Consider the following 26,343-nt stretch of genomic DNA (forward strand, 5'->3'; position numbering starts at 1 on the left):
TTATGAATTGAAAATTAATGTTTTCGTAATAAAATATCCCCTCTTTTACGTATTTTATTTTACTATTTTAGCTTCCCAATTTTTATGGTATGAAAAAACTTCTACTTCCTATTATTTTAATTTCCTCTTATATTTCGGCACAGGCTCCCGCCGGATATTACAATGGAACAACCGGATTAACGGGCTATGCTCTGAAATCTAAGCTTCATGATATAATTTCTGAAAAGAATATCAACTGGCATTATGGTGATCTTCCAGGATATTATAACCAGACTGATCTTGATACATATTATGACCATGATGCTACGAATACTACTTATTTATTGGATATTTACTCGGAAATTCCATCCGGTCCGGATGTCTATGAATATACATCTGGTCAGCTGATCGCATCGTCCAGCGCAGAAGGAATGGGGTATAATAGAGAACATATGATGCCTCAGAGTACATTTAACAGTAATTATCCAATGTATTCCGATTTGTTTTATGTAATTCCAACCGATGCGAAAATTAATCAGTTAAGAAGTAATTATCCTTATGGTATTTCTACCACAGTACCGGCTAATATACTTTATACATTCACGAATACTTCTAAAATCGGACGAAGTGCTATACCCAACCTACCTTATACAGGCTATGTATATGAACCTATTGACGAATTTAAAGGAGATGTGGCCAGATCTTTATTGTATTTTGCAGTAAGGTATGAAGGCAAGCTGGGAACTTTTAAATATAATACCAATGCTAATCCTGCTTCGGACGCTAATGCACTTGACGGTACGGAAGAGAGGGCATTCGAACCGGCTTATATGGCTATGCTTCTTCAATGGAATCAGCAGGATCCTGTATCGCCAAGAGAAATTGACAGGAATAATGCGGTATATGCTATTCAGAAAAACAGAAACCCGTTTATAGATAATCCTGGTTGGGCGAATGTAATCTGGAACCAAACGCCGGACACTGTAGTGCCTCAGGCTCCATCCAATTTAACAACTACACAAACGAGTGCCTATTTTGTAAATTTAAGCTGGTCACCTAGTCCTGATGCTGATGTACTCGGCTATAAAGTATATCAAAACGGTACTTTGGTGGCTGCCACAAAAGGAACATCGGTCATCATTGATCATCTTACACCTTCTACTGTTTATAACTATACGGTAAAAGCATATGATAGTGGTTATCTTATTTCTCCAGATACTAATGTTGTTTCTGTAACAACATTGGCTTCAGATTCTTATGCTAAAGATCTTTTTGTTTCAAAATATATTGAAGGATCAACGAATAGTAATAAAGCTCTTGAAATCACCAATAAAACCGGACATCCCGTGAATTTGAGTGATTACAGATTATCCATTCAGCTTCAGGGGAACAATAATAGCCTGTATTTTCCAGCTCCTTTTGAAATGGAAGGAACCGTTCAGGATAACGAAACATTTGTTGTTTTAAACCCTTCAGCTACTTTTTCCTGCTATACAAAAGAGCAGGCAAAACTTGTAACTGCTGCTCCCCAGCTGACTTTTTATGGATATAACTATATTGAGCTGAGATATAAGTTTTCCACAGTAGATGCATTGGGAGTTGTTGGACAGAATAACTCTTCAGTATTAAAAGATGTTTCTTTATATAGAAAAGCTCCCATCAATCAGCCAACAAATACATTTAATACCACTGAGTGGGATTCTTACCCAATTGATTACTGCCAGAATTTAGGTGGAACATTATCTGCCACAGAACTTATCACTGCAAATAAAGAATTTAAAATATATCCCAACCCGGTATATGATAATCTTTTTGTAAGCGGTGAAGCTGAGAAGGTGAAAACAGCTCAGATTATAGATCGTTCAGGAAAAGTGATTTACACTGAGAAAGATCCGTTCAGAAATAAGAAGAATATTTCCGTACAGACTCTTCCAACGGGTTCTTATTTCCTGAGACTTGATGATCAGGTGCATCAATTTATTAAAAAATAAAGTGCAAGAAAATTTTTATGTAAAAGGTTTTTTTCGTTTTTGTAATTTTTTAATAGGACTTAAAACGTTTAAAAGTCTTATGTTTACTATATAATTGATATAAGCAGATTCACTAATAATCAATATCTATAAGTGTTTCTGCTTATATTTTTTATTTATAAGTAATTATGCTTATATTTGCAGTATGATAGCGGTCATTACCGGAGATATTATAAATTCACAGCATGCGGATACCGAAGTTTGGATTACCAAGCTTAAGAATCTTCTCGACAATTGGGGAAGCGCTCCTCAAGTATGGGAAATCTACAGAGGTGATGAATTTCAATTCAAATGCAATATCGATGACGTTTTCTGGCATTTTCTAGCCATAAAATCTATTATTAAAAGTCAGGAAAATTTAGATGTAAGAATGGCCATAGGGATTGGTGAAGAGAGTTTCTCATCTGACAAAATCACCGAATCTAATGGCTCAGCTTATGTGAATTCCGGAAGACTGCTTAACGATCTGAAGAGTGACGGCCACACCGTTGCTATTAAAACTTCCAATGATTCTGTAGACAGAGACCTGAATATTCTGTTAAAATGGTCGTCAAAAGATTTTGATAACTGGACTATGGCTACCTCAGAGATCATCCACGAAATGATCATGAACCAGGATATTACCCAGGAAGATCTTGCCAGGAAGTTTGCTATTTCACAGTCTTCGGTGAGCCAGAGACTGAAACGAGCCAATTATGAGCTTATTGTTGAAACGAACCAGTATTTCAGAAAGAAAATCTCAGAACTATAGCATGATCTTTATAAAACTCATATTGGCACATCTACTCGGAGATTTTGTTCTTCAGCCAGATTCATGGGTTGCAGATAAGGAAAACTATAAACTGAAAAGTAAATTTTTATACTTCCATGTTCTGATTCACACTGTTATAAGCTTTGTTTTTCTTTGGGATTTACAACTTTGGTGGGTAGCCCTTCTAATTGGGGGATCTCATTTCGTAATTGATGCTGCAAAACTTAGCTTTCAAACAATTAAAACAAAGAAAACCTGGTTTTTCATAGACCAGCTGCTGCATATGATAGTGATTGCAGGAGCTTCTTTTTATTTCCGGGAATTTGATTTCAGCTTTTTAGGAAACCATGAGTTTTTAAAAATCATTATGGCGGCTCTGTTCTTAACAACCCCTGCTTCTATTTTTATCAAAATATTATTGTCATCATGGACTCCCGTTCCTGATGCACAGAATGCTATACAAACCGAATCTTTATCAAGTGCCGGAAAATATATCGGAATTTTAGAACGCCTGCTGGTTTTCACTTTTATTATGGTGAATCACTGGGAAGGTGTAGGTTTCATGGTTGCTGCCAAGTCTGTTTTCAGATTCAGTGACCTTGCACAGGCAAAACAGAGAAAACTTACAGAATATGTGCTTATAGGTACACTCCTAAGTTTTGGACTGGCTGTCTTAACAGGAATAATAATTAAATAAATCAATAAATCTAACTACAATTTAGAAAGTAAAATTATGAGTCAAAAGAAAGAAATGTTGTACGAGGGTAAAGCGAAACAAGTATTTGCTACTGATAATCCTGAAGAAGTAGTAGTACGTTTTAAAGACGATGCTACAGCATTTAACGCTCAAAAGAAAGGCCAGGTTGACCTGAAAGGGGAGATGAACAATGCTATCACAACCCTTATCTTTGAATATTTAAATGAAAAAGGGATTAAAACTCATTTCATCAAACAATTAGACGAAAGAGAGCAATTAGTAAGAAAAGTGTCTATTATTCCTTTGGAAATGGTGGTAAGAAACTACTCTGCAGGAAGTATGGCACAGAGATTAGGAGTGGAAGAAGGAATCAAGTCTCCGGTAACAATTTTTGATATCTGCTACAAAAAAGACGAATTGGGAGATCCGCTTATCAATGATCACCACGCAGTTTTCTTAGGTGCAGCTACTTACGAGGAACTTGACGAAATGTATGAACTTACTTCAGATATTAACGAAATCCTGATTGACCTGTTTGACAAAATAAATATCATCCTTGTTGATTTCAAAATCGAATTAGGTAAAACTTCAGACGGTGAAATTATCTTAGCTGACGAAATTTCTCCTGATACATGCAGACTTTGGGATAAAGACACGATGAAGAAACTGGATAAAGACAGATTCAGAAGAGACTTGGGAGAAGTTACTGAAGCTTATGTTGAGATCTACAACAGATTGAAAAATTTACTTAGTAAATAAGAGATGTTAGAAGTTAGATATTAGAAATTAGTATGAAATCACACAGGATAGAGGATCTAAAAGTTTGGAGTCTATGGCTCTGGTAAAAGAAGTTTATTTAATTTCTGCTGAATTACCCATAGAAGAAAAATTTGGATCTACTTATGACTATAAACTCAGCTCCAGTTATTAATTGATTTGAACTTTATTTCTGAAACAGGAATAGTTCCTTTAAAAGAACTTTTAGCAGAAATTCAAAAAATGATATATTCATTAAAGTCAAGTTTAAAATTATAATTTGAAGTTAACTTAGACTAGATTCTAACATCTAATATCTAACTTCTAAAATAATTAGAAAAAATAGAAATGAAAAGTTTAGACATTCATAAAAGTGAATATTTAAAACAGTTTAAAGACCAAACCTACGGTAGAAATCTTTTCAGAACACAGGAAGAAGAAAGACTGGATGCTCCAAATGAGGAGTGCGGTATCTTTGGAATGTATTCAGATACTGATCTGGATACGTTTTCTCTTTCACAGTTCGGGCTTTTTGCATTACAGCACAGAGGCCAGGAAGCTTGCGGTATTTCCGTTCTTAAAGATGGAAAAATTACCAATATGAAAGATGAAGGCTTGGTTTTGGACGTTTATAAAGACATTCAGGAACCAGAGACTTTTATGGGAAATTCTGCAATCGGGCATACCCGTTATACAACAGCAGGAGATAAAAAGAAATATAATTTTCAGCCATTTTTCGCAAAAAACGAATATGACCAGATTATACTTTCTATAGCACACAACGGGAACCTTACCAATGCCAGGGAATTGAAAAATGAACTGGAGGCTGAAGGGGTGGTTTTCAGAGCCACTTCAGATTCTGAGGTAATTTTAAGACTGATTCAGAAAAACCTTGATTTAGGACTTCGTGGAGCGATAAAAGCTACGATGGAAAAAATTAAAGGAGCCTATTCTGTGGTAGGGATGACCAGAAATAAATTCTTTGCCTTCAGAGATTTTAACGGTATCCGTCCATTGGTTTTAGGAGCTATTGACGAGAGATCCTATGTGGTGGCTTCAGAATCTGTAGCATTAGATGCAGTGGGAGCTCAATACGTACGTGATATTCTTCCGGGAGAAATTATCTATACTAATGAAAATGAACCTGGAAAACTTCATTCTTATATGATGGATGAGGCTAAAGGAAAACAAAGGATATGTTCTTTCGAATATATTTATTTTGCAAGACCCGATTCTACGTTAGAAAATATCAATGTTTACGAAATCAGAGAGAAATCCGGTGAGAAAATCTGGGGACAGGCTCCTGTAGATGCTGATATTGTAATTGGAGTTCCGGATTCCGGAGTTCCGGCTGCTATTGGATTCTCAAAAGCTTCAGGGATACCTTTCCGTCCTGTATTGATTAAAAACAGATACATTGGAAGAAGTTTTATCGTTCCTACCCAGGAAATGAGAGAAAGAGTAGTTAATCTGAAGCTAAACCCGATTATTTCTGAAATTAAGGATAAAAGGGTTGTTATTATTGATGACTCTATCGTTCGTGGAACAACCTCTAAAAGGTTGGTTAAAATTTTGAAAGATGCAGGCGTAAAAGAGATTCATTTCAGAAGTGTTTCTCCACCTATTATTGCCCCATGTTATTTAGGAATTGATACGCCTTCAAAGGATGATTTAATTTCAGCTAATATGACTACGGAAGAACTTAAAAATTATTTAGGAGTAGATTCTTTAGAATTTTTAAGTACCGAAAACCTGAAAGAAATTTTAGGATCTTCTAACCACTGCTTTGGATGTTTTACAGAAGAATATCCGGTAGGAAAAGGAGAGGAGGTAGAATTATTCAATTAATTTATTGACAATAAAAATAAAGGGTCAGGTATCACAATTACCTGGCCCTTTTTATTGATATAAATGTAGCAAAAGCTTAATATTCCCGTACCATATACTCTGTAAGCAAGTTTTAATTTTGTTGGATTAAAATTTGAAGATATGAAAAGCACCTTGTGTACGGTTTTTTTTCTTGTAATGGCCCAGCTGTCTTGCGCCCAGTCTTTTGATAAGCAGGCACACCGGGGAGGAAAATCACTGTTTCCGGAAAATACAATTCCGGCTATGAAAAATGCTTTACAAATGAATGTTACCACGCTGGAAATGGATTTGGCTATCACAAAGGATAAAAAAGTAATTCTTTCCCATGATGCTTTTCTTTCCCCAGAATTGGTAACAAAGCCTGATGGAACCTATATACCCAAAGACTCCGGCTTTTATTATAAAATCTATGAAATGCCTTATGCAAAGATTCAGACATTTGATGTAGGCCTGAAAACACTGAGCAATTATCCTGACCAGAAGAAAATGGCGGCTCAGAAACCTCTTTTCTCAGAGGTTATAGAGGCATGTGAAAGCTATGCCCGGGAATTGAAGAGACCTTTGCCTTTTTACAATATAGAAACTAAAACACGCCCTTTCTCAGATCATATCTTTCATCCGGAACCAAAAGAATTTGTAGCATTAATGATGAAAATTATTACAGAGAAAAAGATCGGGGACCGGGTTATTATTCAGTCTTTTGATCCCAGAACTCTGGAGATTATTCATAAAGAATATCCTAAAATAATGACTGCCTTACTGGTAGAAAGAGTAGATGACAAAAAGCTGGAACAACAAAGATATTATTTCAAAAATATACCTGTAGAAAAATTTAGACTCTATCCCGATCATTTGAGTGGTGTAGCTGGAGATATGAAGTTTTTAAGCTTTACCCCTACCATTTACAGCCCGGATCAGAGTCTTGTTACCGCTGAGTTGGTGAAAGAATGTCATGCACTCGGCATGAAGGTAATCCCATGGACTGTTAATACCAAAGAAAGACTGCAGGAACTAAAAAATATGGGAATAGATGGAGTGATCAGCGATGATCCCCGGATATTTGAATAAATACTTTTACTTTTAATTTTTCAATAGAAATGGCCGGAAAAATTCCGGCCATTTTTACAATGCAGAAAACTGCATCTGGGAGTTAAAAAATTGGTTTTTTTTAAAATTAAAATTTATAGTTCACACCTAACTGGAAAACTCTGTTGTTGTTTTCAGCTGCCGGTCTGCTTTTATCAATCTTAGTTAAGCTGTTTACGTATCTTGCATTGATACCGATATTAGAAGTAATATCATATCCCAGACCAAGACCTAACCCAAAGTTGAATTTGTTGATATAATCTTTATTTACATCTTCAGAGTGAGTTTCTGTTTTAGTGGTAGTAACACCTCCTGTAGTACTTGAAACTGTAGACTCTCCTTTGTTTTTTCCATTGATGAAATAACTGAATTCCGGTCCTGCTTCAATATAAAACTTATCAGTGGGTCTCATTTGAACCATTAATGGAACTGAAATATAATTCATTGTTAATTTATCCTGCCCCTTTGTCTTAATAGTAGTTGATCCTATAGTACTTTCTGTTGAATAAGCTACATCTCTTGCACCCATTTGGTTGTACAATACCTCCGGTTGGAAGCTGAATTGCTTAGAGATTGGAATATTAGCAAATACACCTGCATGAAAACCGATTTTTTGGCTATTGGCACCAAAACTTTGTTGGCTATAATACGCTGAGTTTCCACCTGCTTTAATACCAAACCTAATAGGTTGAACATCTGTTTTAAGTGGAGAGGTTGTGCTTGCAGTAGTTACAGGTTGTGTCTCTTGAGCAAAAGCCAATGTCCCGGCTGTTAACGCCAGTCCTAAAAATAACTTCTTCATAATTTTATTTTTTAATTTTACTATTTGCTTCATTATTTTGCAAAATGCTTGCCAAACTTATGAAACCCTGATTAACAAGCAGATGCATGATGTTTTCATACTTTAAAAATACCATTTATATCCTCTTTTATGTGAAATATTTTCATGTATATTTAATATTTGTGATAAATTTTAAGTTAAAATTCATACATACGTAAAATGATCCTTTACTATGAATAATATGTATGATTTGAAACAGGAAGCTGGATGTATGTCTATTTAATAAAGCTTTATGTGAATATACAAGTTTTTAGGCCGGAAGGTCAAAGTATGACGTTACAGGATGTTTATGCTGAATTTATGTGGATCGGGTTATAAACTTGGGGACCATTAAATCTAAAACCTCTAGTTTGGACATTCAGAAATCTATGCTGCATTAAATAAAGTATGTGATTTTATATTTGACTTAAAAATAGGATGGAAATAGCCTTATTTCAAAGGAATGATAATTCGGATGTTCTATGGTAAGAAAACAAAGAAAGACGGCTTTTGTCACTGAATACGCGATATAAAAAGTTAGTTTCATCAAAATAGATTTCTAATCGTTCATTCTTGACTCACTTAAAATTAAATAAAAATAGAACTTTGTGTCAATGAGAAACTGTATGACGTAAGTTTATAGTATCCCAACTTTTGCACCAGATCCTGTGATGTGCTGCTATGCGTGGTAAGGAGAAGAATTATAAAAGTGAAAAGGTCAGACTTAAAATAAAGTCCGACCTTTTCTATTGAAATCAAAATGTATTACTAATTATTGTATAGAAATGTATTTCCGAATATTCCTGACAATATTTGTTCAATATTGTTTTTTTTAAAGTTGATACTTAAATAATATTGGGATTTTTAGTTATCAGGTTGAAAATGTGTTTTCAAATGAAATAATTATAATTCAGAAATAGTATAATGGTACAAGTGTTAAGTCTATTTGCAAATTCCTTGCCAAAATAAAAAGTCAGGTTAAATAAATAACCTGACTTTTTATTGAATATAAAAATTTGTTAGCTATGCTGGTGCTTATTAGAATTTATAAGCTAATCCTACCTGGAATACTCCATTTTTAGAAGAGTCAGCACCGCTAGGTTTGTCTTTAAAGATATCAGATAAACCTGCAACATATCTTACATTAACTCCGATGTTAGGAGTGAAGTAATATCCTGCTCCAAGTCCAAGTCCAAAATCAAAAGTTTTAAAAGCGTCTTTAGCATCTACAGACTCAGACTTATATTTCAGCTTTGAATTAATAAGGAAACTGAACTGAGGACCTGCTTCTAAATATAGGTTAGGAAGTGCATTGTACTGGAACATTACCGGTACAGCAATATAATCTAAATTAATTTTCAAATCACTATTTCCGTCAGCTTTTGCACCCATTCCACTATATAATACTTCCGGCTGTACAGAAAAATCCTTAGCTACCGGAATATTTGCAAAAACACCACCATAAAATCCTGCTTTTGACTTCGTATCGTCGCCAGAAACACTAGAAATATTAAGACCTGCTTTCAAACCAAATCTAACTGGTGAAGAAGCTGAAGTATTAGTAGATGTTTTTTGTGCGAAAGTGAAAGTACCTGCTACAAGGGCTAGGCCTAAAAGAATCTTTTTCATAAGTATTTATTTAATAGTTTTTAAGTTTTGTTTAACATTTTGTTTATTATCAAATAGCGTGCCAAAGAATTCGAAATATTATCAGATTATTAATAATCGTTGATATAGAACCGATATTTCCCCTATTTTTTTCTCTTTGAAAAAGGAACAAATTATTTTTTTTAACAAAATTTTAGAATTTCAGATAAAAAAAGATCAGATTATAAGTAATCTGACCTTTTTTATTGATACAAAATTTGTTGAATGTGAAACTACCAGGTTATCTAAATTTATAAGCTAACCCTACCTGGAATACATTGTTTTTAACAGCATCACCAGAGTTATTTTTATAAATATCTGTAAGACCTGCTGTATACCTTGCTGTAAGTCCTAAGTTAGGTGTAAAATAATAACCTGCACCGATACCAATTCCAAAATTAAATGTCTGGAAGTCGTCTTTATCAAGCGTAGCTACCTGAGTGTTGGTATTATTATTTGTTGAATTTTTAAATTTATCCTTAGCACTTACTAAGAACCCGAATTCAGGACCTGCTTCAAGGAAAAATTCCGGAGTCGCATTATACTGGAACATTACAGGTACTGCAATATATCCTAAATTTCTTGAATACTCATTTTTGAAAGTATTTCCTCCTGCGGAAATTTCTCTTGTTACTTTTGAGCCCAAATCATTATATATAACCTCCGGCTGTACACTGAATGAACTTGCTAACGGAATATTAGCAAAAACACCTGCATTAAAACCAATTTTGGATTTTGAATCACTTAAGTCTGCTCCATTAGAAAGCGATGATACGTTCATCCCACCTTTTACCCCGAATGTTACCGGATTTGTGCTGGTAGAAGGTTGCTGTTGTGCGAACGCTAATGTACTTGCAGTTACTGCTAATCCTAAAACTAACTTTTTCATAACTTTAATTTTTTAATATTTACTCTTTCTTAATTTTAAATTTTACTACTGTCAACATTTTCAGTTGAACGCAGAGTATCTTCCAAATTGCTTGCCAAAAATAATTTTCACTTCAAAATACACATGAAAACCACCTGTTTTATAGGTGGTTTTAAAATCTATATATTTGATTTATAGTTGGTTGAAAAATTAAATAAACATTTGTTTGAATAGTCCGTTTTTATTGAAAAACTGACTCAAAATAAAAGTTTTTTTTGTAAAAATGGCTAAAGAATGGATCATGCATCGTTCAGTTTTCTATAAAAATCTAATGATTTAAGGATATTTTTCTGACTGCACTGATAGTCATAATTGCATGCTCCGATCTCGGAAAGCAGAGAAAAATTGATTTTACTGTCTGTATTCTTTTTGTCGTTCATTAGTAATGCAGTAATATCATCGTCTTTAAAATCACTGATATCTAAATAAGGATAGTATCTCTGGATATTTTCAATAATGGACTGGGAGTCTTCTTTAGAAATAAGATTTTCAAGATAAGCTAAATGGGATTCACAAATCATTCCCATAGCTACTGCTTCTCCATGAAGGATAGGGTTTTTCTGCTGCAGACACAGGCTTTCAACAGCATGACCTATAGTATGGCCGAAATTAAGGGTTTTCCTGATGTTTTTTTCATGAAAATCTTTCTCTACCACGTCCTGTTTAATATCCATTGAAGTCTGGATATATGGAATTACCGTTTCTACCTCAAGCTTATGAATCTGGATCAGTTGTTCCCAATGTGCTTTATCAGCAATCAACCCGTGTTTTAGCATTTCTGCAAATCCGCTTCTTAATTCTTTGAACGGTAATGTTTCTAAAAATTTTGGGAAGATAAAAATCTGTTCCGGGAAAGCAAAAGTTCCTACCATATTTTTATAATGCATCAGGTCAATTCCTGTTTTTCCTCCAATAGAAGCATCACACATCGATAAAAGGGTAGTAGGGATATTAATAAACTGTATCCCTCTTTTATAAGTAGAAGCCACAAATCCACCCATATCAGTGATTACACCACCACCAAGATTAATGACCAGTGCTTTTCTATCCGCCTGCATTTCCGTGAGAATTTCCCAAAGCTGGTTAGCCGTCTGAATATTTTTCATCTCTTCACCAGCCTCAATTTCCAGAATTTCAAATCCCAGATCTGTTTCCATATTTCCTAAGAGAATGGGAAGACAGTATTCATGGGTATTTTCATCTACTAAAATAAAAATTTTACTAAAAGATTTTTCATGCAGAAATTCGTTTAACTGAGAGAAATTATCATTTAATATTGTTATCATCTTCAAATTTTTGTAAGGTTAAAAAGTAAACTATATTGCAAAGTTATGATTCTTAATTTTTAACTCGTAACTAAATTACTATCTTTGCAGAAATTTTTAGAATGAGCAGAGATAACAATAATTCAGACAGACCAAAAAGACCAAGAGTTTCAACACGAAAAAGCTCTGATGATTCTCGTGCTTCTAGATCTGGAAATTCCTCAGGATCAAAACCTTTTAAGAAATCTTTCTCTAAAGACGGAGACAAGAGAGGTCCGGAACATAAAGGGTCCAATTCAAAATTTGATAAAAAACCTTTCAAAAAAAATACAGAAAGCTCTGAAGGCTCAGGTGATGAGAATAGCTCAAAATCCGAGAAAAGAGCTTACATTACTAATAAAAGCGAGAGCTTCGAAAGAAAATCTTTTGGAAAATCTGCCCCTAAAAGAGGAAGCAGAAGTTTTGATGCAAGAGATAAATATGAAAGAGGCAGTTTAAAGTATGGAAGAAGGCCATCTGGTGGTGATGAAAGAAATGAAGACCGAGCAAAATCTTTTGTACAGAAGAGAAGACTGAATAAAATTGAAAAAGACGTCCATAAAGACAGCATCCGCCTTAATAAATATATTGCTAATTCCGGAATATGCAGCAGGAGAGAGGCTGATGAACTGATCACTCAAGGATTGGTGGAAGTGAACGGAAAGGTAGTAACGGAAATGGGATATCAGGTAGAGAAAACCGACAGAGTAGTTTTTGACGGACAAAACATTACTCCTGAAAAACCTGTATATGTACTTTTGAATAAACCTAAAGGCTATATTTCTACTACGAAAGATGATAAAGCAAGAAAAACTGTAATGGATCTTGTAGCTAATGCATCGCCTTACAGAGTTTTTCCGGTGGGAAGATTGGACCGTTCAACAACCGGGGTTATTTTGTTGACTAATGACGGACACATGACTAAAAAATTGACGCATCCATCTTTTGATGCTAAAAAGATTTATCATGTAACACTTGATAAGAAATTAACAGGTGAAGATTTACGTCTTATTGCAGAAGGAATCCGTCTTGATGAAGGGATAGCCGTTGTGGACCAAATTTCATATATTGAAGGTAAGCCGAAAAATGAAATCGGAATTGAAATTCATATTGGATGGAACCGTGTGATCAGAAGAATATTCCAAAGGTTAGGATATGAAGTAGAGGCTCTGGACAGAGTAATGTTTGCAGGATTAACGAAAAAGAATATCAAGAGAGGACACTGGAGAATTCTTACAGAACTGGAAGTAAATAATCTTAAAATGCTTTAACAATGATAAATAATAAGCAGTGAGCTTTGGTTCATGCTTGAGATTTATTTATTAATTGTAATTTAAGTTTTACATAAAAAGCGCAGAATTTTTTCTGCGCTTTTCTTATTGAATAGGTAATGAATTCTACTATTTAATCATGCCTAAAACTCATAACCTATAAATCACAATTCCTCATTATCCCAATACGGTTACCCCTTTCTGGATCATTTCATAAATGGCGTCTTTACCGTTATCCGGTTTTACATTTACAGCACGGGTTCCGTTGAAGTGTAAGCAGGTAACATATCCATTGGCAACGGCATCCAGGCTGGTGAATTTCACACAATAGTCCATGGCCAGTCCAACGATTTCTACCAGTTGGATATCATGATATTTCAAGAAATCATCCAACCCGGTTTTCATAAAATGATTGTTATCCTGAAAGCCGCTGTAACTATCTATTTCAATATTTTTTCCTTTCTGTATGATATGGGTTACTTTGTCTCTGTTCAGATCTTTATGGAATTCTGCTCCGAAAGTTCCCTGGATACAGTGATCCGGCCACATAAACTGGGGAACACCATTTAAAATGATACTTTCTCCAACCTTTCTGTTATTGCTGCTTGCAAAACTTTTATGGCCTACAGGATGCCAATCCTGCGTCAAAACAATCTGGTCATATTCATTTTCCTCCATCAAAAGGTTGATATAAGGAATGATCTCTCCAGATCCAGGTACTGCAAGTGATCCGCCTTCACAAAAATCATTCTGTACATCGACTATTATTAGCGCTTTTTTCATATTTAGATTTCTCGAATTTTTGATAAATTTACAAAACTAAGAGGCAAAAATTTATCCAAAATAGAATTATCGGACAAATAGGCAAAATATTTTTTTATACTGATAGATTGGAGCGGTAAAAATTTGGAATCATTAAACTTTGTCTCCGGGGTATTCTGTTTGAAGGCGTAAACCAAATTTCAATAGCTTATCTTTGCAGTAAATAAGTATTTTTATGTCATTTGAGTCTTTAGGATTATCACACAATATTATTCGTTCTGTTAACAAACTGGGGTATTTAAAACCATTTCCCATTCAGGAGCAGGCTGTTCCTGTTATTTTGCAAGGTAAAGATCTGATGGGAATTGCACAGACAGGTTCCGGGAAAACAGCTTGTTTTGTAATGCCAATTTTAGAAAAATTGCAGAATGCAGAAGTAAAAAAAGACCGTAATGTTCAGGTTTTAATACTGGTTCCTACGCGTGAATTAGCTATTCAGATTGATGAAGTTTTCAGAGCTTTTACAGAAAACCTGAAACGGGAAATCCGTACAATGGCTGTGTATGGTGGTGTTTCTATCAATCCACAGATGAAAGGAATGTTTGGAGTGGAAGTCCTGATTGCAACTCCGGGACGTTTATTAGACTTAATTGATCATAATGCATTGAGTATTTCGGGTATTCAGCATTTGGTGATTGATGAAGCAGACAAAATGTTTCAGCTGGGTTTTGGAGAAGAAATGAATAAACTTTTCGCTCTGATGCCTGTCGTAAAGCAGACCATTTTGTTCTCAGCGACTTTAAATGACAAGGTTTCTGAAATGAAAGAACGTTTGTCAATTAATCCTATTCTAATTGAAATAAAAAAAGAGGAAGTTGAAATTGATCATATTGAGCAACTGGCCTATCATGTTTCTCCGGAAAATAAAGGTCCTTTTTTGCGGTATTTAATTAAAGAAAAGAAAGTGGAAAAAGCTTTGATCTTTGTTTCCTCTACAAGATCTGCTGATAATTTAGTTGAAAAGCTTAAAAAAAATAAAATTAAAGCGGTGGCTATTCACAGTCAGAAGTCACAAGGTGCCCGTAGGAATAATTTAGAAGAATTTAAAGTAAACGGTGCCCAGATTTTAGTGGCTACAGATTTAATTGGCCGTGGGATTCATATTGAGTCTCTGCCTTGTGTGATCAATTATGAGTTGCCGCGTTCGCCTTTAGACTACATTCATCGTATTGGTAGGACAGGCCGTGCCAATGAAAAAGGGACAGCTATTACTATTCTGACGGATGATGAGCTTCAGCATTTCAGAGTAATTCAAAAGAAAATGGGTAAAAAAGTAACCCTACAACGAACAGAAGGTATTGATCTGCATGGTTATTAGTACATCAATTAAATAAAGTGGGCTTCAATTTTAGAATTGAAGCTTTTTTATTCACTGGAAATATCCTCTATTTTTGATAAATTTACAAACCTAACAGATAGAAATTTGTCCAGAACCTAATAGTCAGACAAATAAGCAATATTTAAAAAATTAAAACTATGAATAATGAGTGATTTAGAGAATAAGAAATTTCCAATAGGGCAGTTTGAAGCTCCCGAAAACATTTGTGATACAACTTTGGATACTTATATCAAAGTGATTAAAGATTTTCCGGGCAGGCTGAAAAACCTTATCGAAGACTTTACAGATGATCAGTTGGATACTCCGTACAGAGAAGGAGGCTGGACGGTAAGACAGCTTGTAAATCATCTTTCAGACAGTCATATGAATAGTTTTATCCGGTTTAAACTGGCACTAACAGAAGATAATCCAACCATTAAACCTTATAATGAGGCTCAGTGGGCAGAGCTTCAGGACAGCTTTCATATGCCTGTAAAACCGGCAATGAGAATGTTGAAAGGAACTCATCAAAGATGGGTTGTTCTTCTTAAAAGTCTTACCAATAAACAGTTTGAGAGAACTTTTCATCATCCGGAACATCATAGAAATTATGACCTGAGAAGCAGCCTTGCCCTGTATGCCTGGCATTGTAATCATCATTTTGCTCATATAGAAAATCTGAAGAAAGAAAAAGGCTGGTGAAAAAAAGCTTTAATAATCCCCTTTATTTTGAGGAAATTATAGAAAGGATTTCCAAATTATCCGAAAATTCCCCTGCAAAATGGGGAAAAATGAATGTGTGTCAAATGTTCAGGCACTGTGATATGGTTCTTCAGGTGGCTTTAAAAACAGTTGAGCTTCCGCGCATTAATCCTTTTTTCAGGGTAATTGGGATCGTTACTAAAATAGAAATGTATGTTTTCAATAATGGAATTCCCAGAAACATGCCTACTTTTCAAAAACTAATCATTAATTTTGAGTGTGATTTTGATGAATCAAAAACCAATCTGCTGAAGACGCTGGAGGAATTCCGGAAAGCCTGTACAAATAAAGAGCTGCCGGACTATCACAGACTATTTGGGAACATGACTGAAAAAGACTGGAAATTTTTAGAATATAAACATCTTGATCATCATTTAAAACAATTTAATGTATGAGTTTTTTTGATAAAATATTCGGTGGAAAAAGCGAAACCCCTGATCAAAAATCTTTCTGGAAAAAGATAGAATCTGCAGAAGATCTGGCGAAAGCCATTGAGCGTTCTCACCACCATAAAATAGCTGTATTCAAACATTCAACAGGCTGCTTTATCAGCAGGACTGTTTTGAAGAATTTTGAAAAGGAAGTTGAAAATTCAGATCCGAAAGTAGACTTATACTACCTGGATCTGTTAGCTCACAGAGATCTTTCAAATAAAATTGCGAAAGATCTTGAGGTAAGACATGAAAGCCCACAGTTAATTGTTATAGAGAACGGAAAGTCCGTTAAAAGTGCTTCGCACGAGGATATTTCTTTAAGCCAGATTATATAATGAAGAATATTAATAATTATTTAGCCAAAGTGTTAAACGTTCCTCTTCAGAACGTAAACACCTGCAGTCTGCATTATGAAGCAAAGAAAATTCCTAAGAATCAGTTTCTCCTTCAGTATGGTGAAATATGCAGGCATATATTCTTTGTGGAAAAAGGACTTATTAAAATGTATTCTATTGATAAAAACGGAAAGGAACATATTATACAGTTCGCCCCTGAAAGTTGGCTGATCTCTGACCGGAGCAGTTTATATTTCAATGAAAAATCCAATTATTATATAGAAGCAGTGGAAGATTCGGAAATACTGTTTTTGCATCCTGATTTCTTCAATAAGCTGGTAGAGCAATTTCCGAACAGTATTGAAAGAAGTGATTTTTTATTACAGAAGCATATCCGAAGTTTACAGAACAGGATCAATTCTTTACTGGGTGAAACAGCAGAAGAAAGATACATGAAATTCATCAAAATGTATCCGGATTTACTGCTGAGAGTCCCTCAATGGATGATCGCTTCTTATCTGGGAATTACCCCTGAGAGTTTAAGCCGTGTAAGAAAAGAACTGGCGAGAAAAAATTTCGTTCCGGATAATAAATAACAGGTATTAAATTTTTTTTGCAAGATTTCCGACCTGCCTGAGTTTGGCCTGGGTTTCTTCTGACCATGGAAGACCTATACACAGTCTCATACAGTTTTCAAACTGCTCCTGAAAGGTAAACATCCTGCCGGGAGCAATACTTATGTTCTGTTTGATGGCGAGATCATACAGTTCTGTAGTGCGGATTTTCTTATCAAATTCTACCCATAGAGACAATCCTCCCTGCGGACGGCTTGTTTTTGTGCCTTCGGGAAAAAATTCTGCAATGGTCTGCACATAATTCTGGTAATTAGTCTGCAGTGTTTTGCGAAGCTGCTGAAGATGTTTCTCATACCTTCCGGATTTCAGGAAATTGGCTACGGCTTCATTGACAATAGAGATGGAAGAGGTAGAGTGCAGAAGTTTAAGTTTAAGTATTTTATCTTTATATCTTCCGGGAGCAATCCACCCCACACGATAGCCCGGAGCCAATGTTTTGGAAATAGAGCTGCAGTAGAGAACATTTCCGTCTTTATCAAAAGATTTACAGCATTTTGGTCGGGAAGCCCCAAAATAAAGATCTCCATACACGTCATCTTCAATGAGTGGAATATTGTTTTCTGACAGAATTCTTACGACTTCTTTTTTGTTTTCATCAGGCATACAGCTTCCCAGAGGAGAATTAAAGTTGGGAATTAACAGGCACAGATCAATTTTGGGAATGAGTTTTTTTAAGGCTTCAATTTCTATTCCTGTTGTAGGGTGAGTGGGAAGTTCCAGCACTTTTAACCCTAATCCGTTGGCTAATTGCAAAATCCCGGGATAACAAGGACTTTCAATGGCAATAGTATCCCCGGGTTTTCCCAAGGCCATGAGACAGAATGATAACGCATTCATTCCACCGTTTGTGGTAATAAGATCTTTTTCATTAAGGTTTCCGCCCCATTGTAAAGAGCGTATAGCAATCATCCTTCTGAGTTTAAGATTTCCCTGAAGTTCCTCGTATTCTGTTCCTCCGTCTTTTAATTCCCGTGTTGCATTAATGATTTCCTTTTTCAGTTTCGCCTGGGGAAGAAGTCCTCCGGATGGAATACCGATCGAAAAGAAGGTAAGATCTTTCCTTCCCATATTTTCATATACTTTACTGATCAGCTCATCCGGTTCATCATTATTAGCCATTAAAGAAGGGCGGCTTACTTCAGGTAAAGGGAGTTTTACAGATAGCAGCTGACTGACAAAATAACCGGATTGAGGCTTGGATTCAACCAGTGACTGTGATTCAAGTTCCAGGAAAACCCTTTTTGCAGTATTCATGCTTACCTGATGCTCACTGCATAGCATTCTTACGGAAGGAAGCTTGTCTCCAGCTTTTAAAACACCATTCCTGATTTGATTGGCTATACCGTCTGCAATTTCTGTATATAAAAATTCTCTGCTCATTTTTTTAAACTGTGTTCATGCAAATATACAAAACTGAGACTGTGTTTATTGAATTTACCTCTCTAATTTTGAACCATCAATTAAAACGTATTATAATGATGACAGATACAATTTCAAAAGACCAGGCAGTAAGTGGCTGGATCAATGGTTTTATAGGAGTTTTGCTTTTCAGTGGCTCTATGCCCGGAACCAAACTTGCAGTAATGGAGATGGATCCTATATTTGTAACTATTGCCCGTGCGGTTATTGCAGGAATTCTGGCTCTTTCGGTTCTGTTTATTTATAAAGAAAAACGCCCTGCTAAAAATCAGATCTTTTCCCTTGTACTGGTGGCTATTGGCTGTGTAATAGGATTTCCGCTGCTTTCTTCGTTGGCATTGCAATATCTTACTTCTGCACATTCTATTGTATTTTTAGGAATGCTGCCCATGGCTACGGCTATTTTTGGAGTATTTCGTGGTGGGGAAAGACCACATCCTATATTTTGGTTATTTTCGGTCATAGGAAGCTTCTTGGTAATCGGCTATGCTTTTTCTCAGGGCATTTCAGCTTCTCCAATTGGAGATATTCTAATGCTTCTGGCGGTTATTTTATGCGGAATGGGTTATGCTGAAGGAGCTAAACTTTCCAAAACCCTGGGCGGATGGCAGGTTATTTCATGGGCATTGGTATTATCCTTACCAATAATGATTCCTTTATTTTTCTTCTATTTACCAAATAATCTTGAAACGGTAAGTTTTAAAGGCTGGTTTGGATTGGGGTATATTTCTTTGTTCAGCATGTTTATCGGCTTTATATTTTGGTATAAAGGGCTGGCACAGGGAGGTATTACCTCTGTAGGGCAGCTTCAGCTACTTCAGCCTTTTTTTGGACTTGCTTTGGCAGCGTATCTTCTTCATGAGCAGGTGAGCATAGGAATGCTGGGAGTTACCGTTGGGGTCATTTTATGTGTAGTTGGGACTAAGAAATTTGCGAAATAATTAAAAATAAATCATTATGACCTAAATCATAAAAAATAATTTTATAATAATCTACTTTTGTAAATACACACCATCTAATACTATTATTATGAAATTTATGATGTCACTAATGCTCATCGGATTCCTCATGAGCTGCAAAAAAGAAACCCGGACAGAGACTACAGTTACAGATACTGTAAGTGTAGATACTACAACGAATATTGCACCGATGCCATCTGATACTGTACGTGCAGATACTGTTATTTCGCCAAATAATAAGGATACTGCTCAAACAATACAGAATAAAACTATAAAAAAATAGCAGTATTTACATACCCTAACAAAACCCGTTTCATCAATGGAACGGGTTCGTGAAATTTATCTCCATTTGTTAATTTTTAAAATAAATTGCTTCAAATTTTTATAAATCACACTAATTTATACAATATGAATTTAATAAAAATTAATATCATTTTAACGCAATTTAACAATTTCAACAAGTGATAAGGTTTAATATTTGTATCCATAAAGGTAACTTTCCAATGGATATTTTACTTTAGATAAATTTTAAAATTAACATTTTAAAAAAAAAAGTATTATGGTTATTGACGAAAATATTTTGTACTCAGCAGGTGCAGAAATCAAAAATTATAATCCTTCTGAAAATTTATTTATTCAGGGAGATATACCCAATTATTATTATCAGATTATTAAGGGTAAAGTAAAGCTTAATAATTATAATGAAGACGGGAAAGAGTTTATACAAAATCTCCTATATGAAGGACAAAGCTGCGGAGAATCCATACTTTTTATAAACAAACCTTACCCGATGAATGCTGAAGCCATTACAGAATGTAGTGTTTTAAAACTTCATAAATCAATATTTTTCAATTTATTGACCCAGTCTCCGGACTTATGTATGGAAGTGAATAATTTCCTTTCCCAGCGTCTGTATTATAAATTTATTATGATGCAGAATATTTCATCTCAAAATCCTTCTATAAGGCTTAAAGGGCTCATGGATTATCTTAAAAGCTCTCAAAATGATGAAAGGCCGTACTCATTTACCGTTCCATTAACGAGACAGCAGATGGCTAGTCTTACCGGTTTATGTGTAGAGACAGCTATAAGAACTATTAAACACATGGAAAGGGAAAAAATAGTTAAAATTCAAAACCGTAAAATTTTATATTAATATTTGCAACATGACTCAAGTCATAAAAAAGTGAGTTATTCAATTGTACATTTGAAATATAACGTTTCAGTACAATTCTCAAAACCCCAGGAACAAAGCATATGCTTTATGCTCAAGTAAAATTATCACGAGTCCGTTGCCGTCTGATACTAGTGAATGAAAGCAATGCATCACTTAATAGTAATTATATAAAATTCAGTTATGGACACTAGAAATGTAAGAAAAAATATAAGGTAAGGATCCTCATCTGAAAACCTTTTGCCAAAATAGGCAGACAGGCATCTCACGGAGGTGGAAGGTCTTAAAAAAAACGGGATTCGGAGGCAGACATAATTCATAATTCTTTTTCCAAGATTGCCTCTTTGATTTGATAAAGAGGCAATCTTTTCAACACTAAACACCACTTTATATCATGGCAAATAAAATATTAGAACCTACTCATCCTGAACCGATAGCAAAAAAGACTATCGTAAAAAATGGCAGTATAATAACTGAGGAGATGAAGAATGCACCCCTTCACCAATTTTTTGTAAATGCTCTTAAGGATATTTATTATGCTGAAAATGCCATCCTTGAAGCATTAGATAAAATGCAGGAAGCCGCTACAGCCGAAGAGCTTAAAGAAGCTTTTGAGGATCACCATCTTCAAACCCAAAAACATGTAAAACGTCTGGAAAAAGTATTTCAGCTTATTGGTGAAAAGCCTGAAAAGAAAGAATGTAAGGCTATAAAAGGGATTATTGAAGAAGGTGAAGAAGTAATCAAAACAACCGAAGAGGGTACTGCAACAAGAGATGCTGCATTAATTATTGCTGCACAAAAGGTAGAGCATTATGAAATTGCTACTTATGGAGGGCTTGCTCAGCTTGCCATTACTATGGGACATGATAAAGCCGCAGATCTGCTTGAAAGAACCCTTCAGGAAGAGGAAGATACTGATTATCAGCTTACAGAAATTGCAGAAACATCCATCAATTTTGATGCTGAACAAGAAGACTAAACTGCTATATAAGCCATATAGCTTGTTTTACAGGGCTTATTTTAACCACGAACACTTACCATTATGGACTGTCAGAAAATAATAAAAACGCTGAAGCACAAAGATTTTGTAAAAGTCACCAACAAAGGTAAATGGTTTGAGAATGGAGCAGCTGTCTACGCAAAAGAGATCAAAGAGAATATCTTTTTGTTATTTATAATCCTGAAAGATATAGATATTGAAAATATTCAGGCATTAATCGCCCATTTCGACTGTTTCAACAGTATAGGGCTGAAAGAACCGGAACAGATCATGTTTTATCTTTCCATTAAGGATAAGGATGACCTCCATTATTTTGAGCAATATTTAAAAGCTTCTAACAACTAATAACTCTTTACATATGATATTTGAAAATGATGTTTTAAAATATTCCGAACTGAATAATAAAAATAATGCCCTGGAAAATGAGTCATTATTTCCGGTTGTTATTAATTCCTACGGAGTCACCGCTTTTCTGATTAAGTCTTTGGAAAAGATTAAAAAAAATGCAAAATGTGAGATCCTGAAAAAAGTAATTGAAAATTATATACAGGAATATTTACTTCATATCCGTGAATTTCATAATCAAAGTACACTGGATACTTCAGCTCTGGATTCTGAGATCAGAATTGAAACCCCATCTTTCACTTTATATGCAAAAACAGCCTATTATAAAGTAGTAAAGGAAGAAGAGTATATCAACAGGATTCTCAATATGTTTGAGAGTGACAATACAGAATGATTGTACCAAAATAGCTATTAAAGTACCTTAAAACCTATCATCAACCATAAATCCTATGAATATGAATACCAATGAACAAAACAATAAAAAAGCAGAACAACTGGACGTACACAGTACTTCTAATGCAAACGAAAAGCTTACTACAAATCAGGGTTTAAAGATCAATAACAATCAGGATTCTTTAAAAGCGGGAGAAAGGGGACCTTCTTTATTGGAAGATTTTATTCTGAGAGAAAAAATTACCCATTTTGATCATGAAAGAATTCCCGAGAGAGTGGTTCATGCACGAGGTTCAGGAGCACATGGCGTTTTTAAACTTACTAAAAGCCTGGCAGCCTATACAAAGGCCGGTTTTTTATCTGAAGTAGGAAAGGAAACGCCAGTTTTTGTAAGGTTTTCAACGGTTGCCGGAAGCAAAGGCAGCACTGACCTGGCAAGAGATGTACGGGGTTTTGCGATAAAATTTTATACTGAAGAAGGTAATTATGATATGGTGTGCAATAACATGCCTGTATTCTTTATTCAGGATGCAATTAAGTTTCCGGATCTTATTCATGCTGTAAAACCTGAGCCAGACAATGAGATTCCTCAAGCGGCTTCTGCTCATGATACCTTCTGGGATTTTATTTCGCTGATGCCCGAAAGTATGCATATGATCATGTGGCTGATGAGTGACCGTGCTATTCCCAGAAGTCTTAGAATGATGGAAGGCTTTGGAGTACATTCTTTCAAATTCATCAATAATGAAGGGAAAGTACACTTTGTAAAGTTTCATTTTAAACCAAAACTGGGGGTACATTCCGTAGCCTGGGATGAAGCTCAGAAAATCTCCGGAGTTGATTCTGACTTTCATAAAAGAGACCTTTGGGAAGCTATTGAAAACGGAGACTATCCGGAGTGGGACCTGGGAGTACAGCTGATTCCTGAAGATAAAGAAGACCAGTTTGATTTTGACCTTCTGGATCCCACGAAAATTGTTCCTGAAGAAGAAGTTCCTGTAGAAATTGTAGGAACGCTGACACTGAACAGAAATCCGGAGAATTTTTTTGCGGAGACAGAGCAGGTGGCTTTCCATCCAGGCCATATTATTCCGGGAATAGATTTTAGTAACGACCCTCTTCTGCAGGGCAGGTTATTTTCATATACAGATACCCAATTATCCAGATTAGGATCTCCGAATTTTCATGAAATTCCGATTAACAGATCTGTGAATACTGTTCATAACAATCAGAGGGACGGACATATGAGACAGCAGATTGTTAAAGGAAAAAGTAGTTATGATCCCAATTCTATTGGCAGCGGATGCCCTTTCCAGGCTATGATGTCTGAAGGTGGTTTTACCTCTCACGGGGAAAGGATATCAGGTTCAAAAATCAGGGAAAGAAGTAAAAGTTTTGTAGATCATTATTCTCAGGCAAAATTATTCTATAACAGCCAGTCGAATCCTGAAAAAACTCACCTTCAAAATGCACTGATCTTTGAACTTTCAAAAGTAACAATTCCGGAAGTCAGGGAAAGACTGGTGGGGCAGCTTGCTTATATCGATATGTTTTTGGCACAGAAAGTAGCTGAAAAATTAGGTGTTGAGGTTAAAAAACTTGAATGGCCCAATCAAAGCCTACCTGCAGACAGCAATATTGTAGAGCTACAGAGTGAGGAAAAAGAACCGAGAACAAAAATATCGGAAGCACTTAGTATGGAAAATACGGTCAAAAATACTATTAAAAGCAGAAAAATAGGCTTTATACTGGCTAACGGTGCAGATAGTGAAGCAGTAGATAACCTTAAAACCCAACTAGAGGAAAAAGGAGCAAAAGTGGAGCTGATAGCACCAAGTTTGGCCAAAGTAATAACAAATGATGGGAAAGAACTGACTCCTAAACATTCTTTTACAAGCACTGCAAGTGTTTGTTTTGATGCTCTTTTTATCTGCTCCGGCGAGGATTCTGCAAAAGAACTGATGACAGCAGTAAACAAACATCTTGTCCTGCATTTCATCAATGAAGCCTATAAGCACTGTAAGGCAATTTATTTCGGATCAGGTACAGACCTGGTGTATCACAATTCTAATGTTGCTGCGAAGCAACACCAGGATCCGGGAATCATTACCGGAGAAGATGATTCTCCGGCAGAAAATTTCATAAATGCTATTGCCAAACACAGGGTCTGGGATCTGGAAATAGAGAGAAACTCTTAATCATAAAAACCTTTCACACCACACATCATCTATCTAAAGCTGCTGAATGTAAAGACAGCAGCTTTTTAAACCTTCAATCATTCAAAATATAATGCTATGGAATTTCAGAAAAGTCTTCTTGAATATATAAGCCAGTCTCTGATAACCACAGATGAAACTATTTCAATTGCGGAAAGTGTTACATCAGGATGTTTACAATTAGCTTTTTCGCAGATGCCGAATGCTTCTCTGTCTTACAAAGGAGGAATAACAGCCTATACCTTACCGGAGAAAGTAAGATTATTGAAAGTAAACAGACAGGAAGCTGAAGAATGTGACTGCGTTTCAGAAAATATTGCTGAAACAATGGCATTAAACGTTGCCAGCCTATTTGAATCCGACTGGTCTATTGCTACCACAGGTTATTGTACTCCGATCCGTAATTCTTCATATAAAATTTTTGCCTATTTCTCATTCTCATACAAAGGAGAGATCATTCTTACCAAAAAATTGGAACTGCATCCTAAAACACAAGCCCTCAATGCACAGCTGTATTACACGGAATTTATTCTGGGATGCTTTAAAAGTGAAATCAACAGGCTTTTAATTTTAAAATAGAACCAATGGAACACAAGAATCAATATGTACTGATCACGGGGGGTACCAGTGGAATAGGGTATGAACTGGCGAAGCAGTTTGCTAAAAATAAATATGACCTTGTTATTGTTGCCAGAAACCATGAAGAGCTCAAAAAAAGAGCAGATGAGTTTAAAGGGTGTGGAGTAAACGTCATTACGATATCAAAGAATTTATTTCTTCAGGAAGAAGTTTATTCTCTGTATTCAGAATTAAAATTAAACGGAATAAGCCCTGAAATTTTAATTAATAATGCAGGGCAAGGTGTTTATGGTAAATTTCAGGAAACCGATATCCATCGGGAAATTGACATTGTCAATTTAAATATTGTTTCCATTATCATATTAACCAAATTATTCTTAAAGGACCGGTTACCGCTGGGATCAGGAAAAATTTTGAATCTGGCTTCTGTAGCCAGTAAGGTGCCGGGTCCTTGGCACTCGGTATATCATGGTACCAAAGCATTTGTTTTATCATGGTCTGAAGCAATTCGTGAGGAACTTAAAGATTCGGGGATCACTGTAACAACACTTTTACCAGGTCCTACAAATACGGATTTCTTTAATAAAGCCGGAATGAATAGGAGTAAAATTGCTGAAGATAAAGATCATCTTGCTTCTCCTGAAGAAGTTGCGATTGACGGATATAATGCTTTGATGAATGGGGATGGTAAAATGGTATCAGGATTGAAAAATAAATTATCTTTAGCTATGGCCAATCTCTCTACAGACAGTATGGCTGCTCACAGAATGGCTGAAATGCAGAAACCTGCAGATAACAAATAAAAAGATAA

At 35.4% G+C, this 26,343-nt stretch carries 27 protein-coding genes; 21 read left to right on the top strand and 6 right to left on the bottom strand.

Going from position 1 to position 26,343, the window contains the following annotated elements:
• The first annotated feature begins 89 nt into the window (after positions 1-89).
• The 6 genes from MP477_RS00080 (at position 90) to MP477_RS00105 (ending at position 7,150) form a co-directional block, all read left to right on the top strand.
• Positions 90-1,970, top strand: a complete 1,881-nt coding sequence (locus tag MP477_RS00080) for an endonuclease (RefSeq protein ID WP_257188666.1) — start codon at positions 90-92, stop codon at positions 1,968-1,970.
• Positions 1,971-2,154: 184 nt separating this feature from the next.
• A complete protein-coding gene (locus MP477_RS00085) occupies positions 2,155-2,760 on the top strand; it encodes a SatD family protein (protein WP_257188667.1) in 606 nt (201 codons plus the stop codon).
• A gap of 1 nt (position 2,761) precedes the next feature.
• Positions 2,762-3,457, top strand: a complete 696-nt coding sequence (locus tag MP477_RS00090) for a DUF3307 domain-containing protein (RefSeq protein ID WP_257189046.1) — start codon at positions 2,762-2,764, stop codon at positions 3,455-3,457.
• 36 nt (positions 3,458-3,493) lie between these two features.
• Positions 3,494-4,216, top strand: a complete 723-nt coding sequence (purC, locus tag MP477_RS00095) for a phosphoribosylaminoimidazolesuccinocarboxamide synthase (RefSeq protein WP_230036430.1) — start codon at positions 3,494-3,496, stop codon at positions 4,214-4,216.
• 345 nt (positions 4,217-4,561) lie between these two features.
• Positions 4,562-6,061, top strand: a complete 1,500-nt coding sequence (gene purF / locus MP477_RS00100) for an amidophosphoribosyltransferase (protein WP_257188668.1) — start codon at positions 4,562-4,564, stop codon at positions 6,059-6,061.
• Positions 6,062-6,202: 141 nt separating this feature from the next.
• On the top strand, positions 6,203-7,150 hold the full coding sequence (locus MP477_RS00105; protein ID WP_257188669.1) for a glycerophosphodiester phosphodiesterase family protein: 948 nt from the start codon (positions 6,203-6,205) through the stop codon (positions 7,148-7,150).
• Between the two features lie 106 nt (positions 7,151-7,256).
• On the opposite strand, the gene MP477_RS00110 is transcribed toward MP477_RS00105, so the two are convergent.
• The 4 genes from MP477_RS00110 to aroB form a co-directional block, all read right to left on the bottom strand.
• On the bottom strand, positions 7,257-7,970 hold the full coding sequence (locus MP477_RS00110) for a porin family protein (RefSeq protein ID WP_257188670.1): 714 nt from the start codon (positions 7,968-7,970) through the stop codon (positions 7,257-7,259).
• 1,056 nt (positions 7,971-9,026) lie between these two features.
• Positions 9,027-9,617 carry a porin family protein gene (locus tag MP477_RS00115; RefSeq protein ID WP_257188671.1) on the bottom strand — a complete coding sequence of 197 codons (591 nt, stop codon included), beginning with the start codon at positions 9,615-9,617 and terminating at the stop codon, positions 9,027-9,029.
• A gap of 259 nt (positions 9,618-9,876) precedes the next feature.
• Complete coding sequence (locus MP477_RS00120) at positions 9,877-10,524, bottom strand: porin family protein (RefSeq protein WP_230036420.1); 648 nt, start codon at positions 10,522-10,524, stop codon at positions 9,877-9,879.
• A gap of 278 nt (positions 10,525-10,802) precedes the next feature.
• Positions 10,803-11,849, bottom strand: coding sequence for a 3-dehydroquinate synthase (gene aroB, locus MP477_RS00125; RefSeq protein WP_257188672.1), 1,047 nt, complete (start codon positions 11,847-11,849; stop codon positions 10,803-10,805).
• A gap of 101 nt (positions 11,850-11,950) precedes the next feature.
• On the opposite strand from aroB, the gene MP477_RS00130 reads away from it, so the two are divergent.
• On the top strand, positions 11,951-13,138 hold the full coding sequence (locus MP477_RS00130; RefSeq protein ID WP_257188673.1) for a pseudouridine synthase: 1,188 nt from the start codon (positions 11,951-11,953) through the stop codon (positions 13,136-13,138).
• Between the two features lie 177 nt (positions 13,139-13,315).
• On the opposite strand, the gene pncA is transcribed toward MP477_RS00130, so the two are convergent.
• Positions 13,316-13,921, bottom strand: coding sequence for a bifunctional nicotinamidase/pyrazinamidase (gene pncA / locus MP477_RS00135; protein WP_230036414.1), 606 nt, complete (start codon positions 13,919-13,921; stop codon positions 13,316-13,318).
• A 214-nt stretch (positions 13,922-14,135) separates the two neighbouring features.
• Here pncA and MP477_RS00140 point away from each other — a divergent pair, with 214 nt between their 5' ends.
• The 5 genes from MP477_RS00140 to MP477_RS00160 all read left to right on the top strand — a co-directional run bounded on the left by MP477_RS00140 (position 14,136) and on the right by MP477_RS00160 (position 17,405).
• Complete coding sequence (locus MP477_RS00140; protein WP_257188674.1) at positions 14,136-15,278, top strand: DEAD/DEAH box helicase; 1,143 nt, start codon at positions 14,136-14,138, stop codon at positions 15,276-15,278.
• Between the two features lie 165 nt (positions 15,279-15,443).
• Positions 15,444-15,980 (top strand): YfiT family bacillithiol transferase, encoded by a 537-nt coding sequence (locus tag MP477_RS00145; protein WP_257188675.1) that lies wholly within the window; start codon positions 15,444-15,446, stop codon positions 15,978-15,980.
• Positions 15,977-16,435 (top strand): DUF1569 domain-containing protein, encoded by a 459-nt coding sequence (locus MP477_RS00150; RefSeq protein ID WP_257188676.1) that lies wholly within the window; start codon positions 15,977-15,979, stop codon positions 16,433-16,435. Before MP477_RS00145 ends, MP477_RS00150 begins: the two co-directional genes overlap by 4 nt.
• The gene (gene ytxJ / locus MP477_RS00155; protein WP_230036406.1) at positions 16,432-16,809 is read left to right on the top strand and encodes a bacillithiol system redox-active protein YtxJ; all 378 of its coding nucleotides are present in this window, start codon (positions 16,432-16,434) and stop codon (positions 16,807-16,809) included. The genes MP477_RS00150 and ytxJ overlap by 4 nt, the downstream gene beginning before the upstream one ends.
• Positions 16,809-17,405 (top strand): Crp/Fnr family transcriptional regulator, encoded by a 597-nt coding sequence (locus tag MP477_RS00160; protein ID WP_230036404.1) that lies wholly within the window; start codon positions 16,809-16,811, stop codon positions 17,403-17,405. The genes ytxJ and MP477_RS00160 overlap by 1 nt, the downstream gene beginning before the upstream one ends.
• A gap of 6 nt (positions 17,406-17,411) precedes the next feature.
• Here MP477_RS00160 and MP477_RS00165 read toward each other — a convergent pair whose 3' ends face one another.
• The gene (locus MP477_RS00165) at positions 17,412-18,824 is read right to left on the bottom strand and encodes a PLP-dependent aminotransferase family protein (RefSeq protein ID WP_257188677.1); all 1,413 of its coding nucleotides are present in this window, start codon (positions 18,822-18,824) and stop codon (positions 17,412-17,414) included.
• A gap of 95 nt (positions 18,825-18,919) precedes the next feature.
• Here MP477_RS00165 and MP477_RS00170 point away from each other — a divergent pair, with 95 nt between their 5' ends.
• The 9 genes from MP477_RS00170 to MP477_RS00210 all read left to right on the top strand — a co-directional run bounded on the left by MP477_RS00170 (position 18,920) and on the right by MP477_RS00210 (position 26,335).
• Positions 18,920-19,804, top strand: coding sequence for a DMT family transporter (locus MP477_RS00170; RefSeq protein WP_257188678.1), 885 nt, complete (start codon positions 18,920-18,922; stop codon positions 19,802-19,804).
• Positions 19,805-19,901: 97 nt separating this feature from the next.
• Positions 19,902-20,105: a hypothetical protein gene (locus tag MP477_RS00175; RefSeq protein WP_257188679.1), complete on the top strand. Its 204-nt coding sequence runs from the start codon at positions 19,902-19,904 to the stop codon at positions 20,103-20,105.
• A gap of 276 nt (positions 20,106-20,381) precedes the next feature.
• Positions 20,382-20,978, top strand: coding sequence for a Crp/Fnr family transcriptional regulator (locus tag MP477_RS00180; protein WP_230036396.1), 597 nt, complete (start codon positions 20,382-20,384; stop codon positions 20,976-20,978).
• A gap of 412 nt (positions 20,979-21,390) precedes the next feature.
• Positions 21,391-21,978, top strand: a complete 588-nt coding sequence (locus MP477_RS00185) for a ferritin-like domain-containing protein (RefSeq protein WP_257188680.1) — start codon at positions 21,391-21,393, stop codon at positions 21,976-21,978.
• A gap of 63 nt (positions 21,979-22,041) precedes the next feature.
• Positions 22,042-22,344 carry a hypothetical protein gene (locus MP477_RS00190; protein WP_230036392.1) on the top strand — a complete coding sequence of 101 codons (303 nt, stop codon included), beginning with the start codon at positions 22,042-22,044 and terminating at the stop codon, positions 22,342-22,344.
• A 13-nt stretch (positions 22,345-22,357) separates the two neighbouring features.
• Positions 22,358-22,738 carry a hypothetical protein gene (locus MP477_RS00195; RefSeq protein ID WP_257188681.1) on the top strand — a complete coding sequence of 127 codons (381 nt, stop codon included), beginning with the start codon at positions 22,358-22,360 and terminating at the stop codon, positions 22,736-22,738.
• A gap of 55 nt (positions 22,739-22,793) precedes the next feature.
• Positions 22,794-24,935: a catalase gene (locus MP477_RS00200; RefSeq protein WP_257188682.1), complete on the top strand. Its 2,142-nt coding sequence runs from the start codon at positions 22,794-22,796 to the stop codon at positions 24,933-24,935.
• A 96-nt stretch (positions 24,936-25,031) separates the two neighbouring features.
• On the top strand, positions 25,032-25,532 hold the full coding sequence (locus MP477_RS00205; protein ID WP_230036386.1) for a CinA family protein: 501 nt from the start codon (positions 25,032-25,034) through the stop codon (positions 25,530-25,532).
• Between the two features lie 5 nt (positions 25,533-25,537).
• On the top strand, positions 25,538-26,335 hold the full coding sequence (locus MP477_RS00210) for an SDR family oxidoreductase (RefSeq protein ID WP_257188683.1): 798 nt from the start codon (positions 25,538-25,540) through the stop codon (positions 26,333-26,335).
• Positions 26,336-26,343: the final 8 nt, after the last annotated feature.

This window comes from Chryseobacterium sp. WG23, assembly GCF_024586575.1.
Taxonomy (GTDB): Bacteria; Bacteroidota; Bacteroidia; order Flavobacteriales; family Weeksellaceae; genus Chryseobacterium.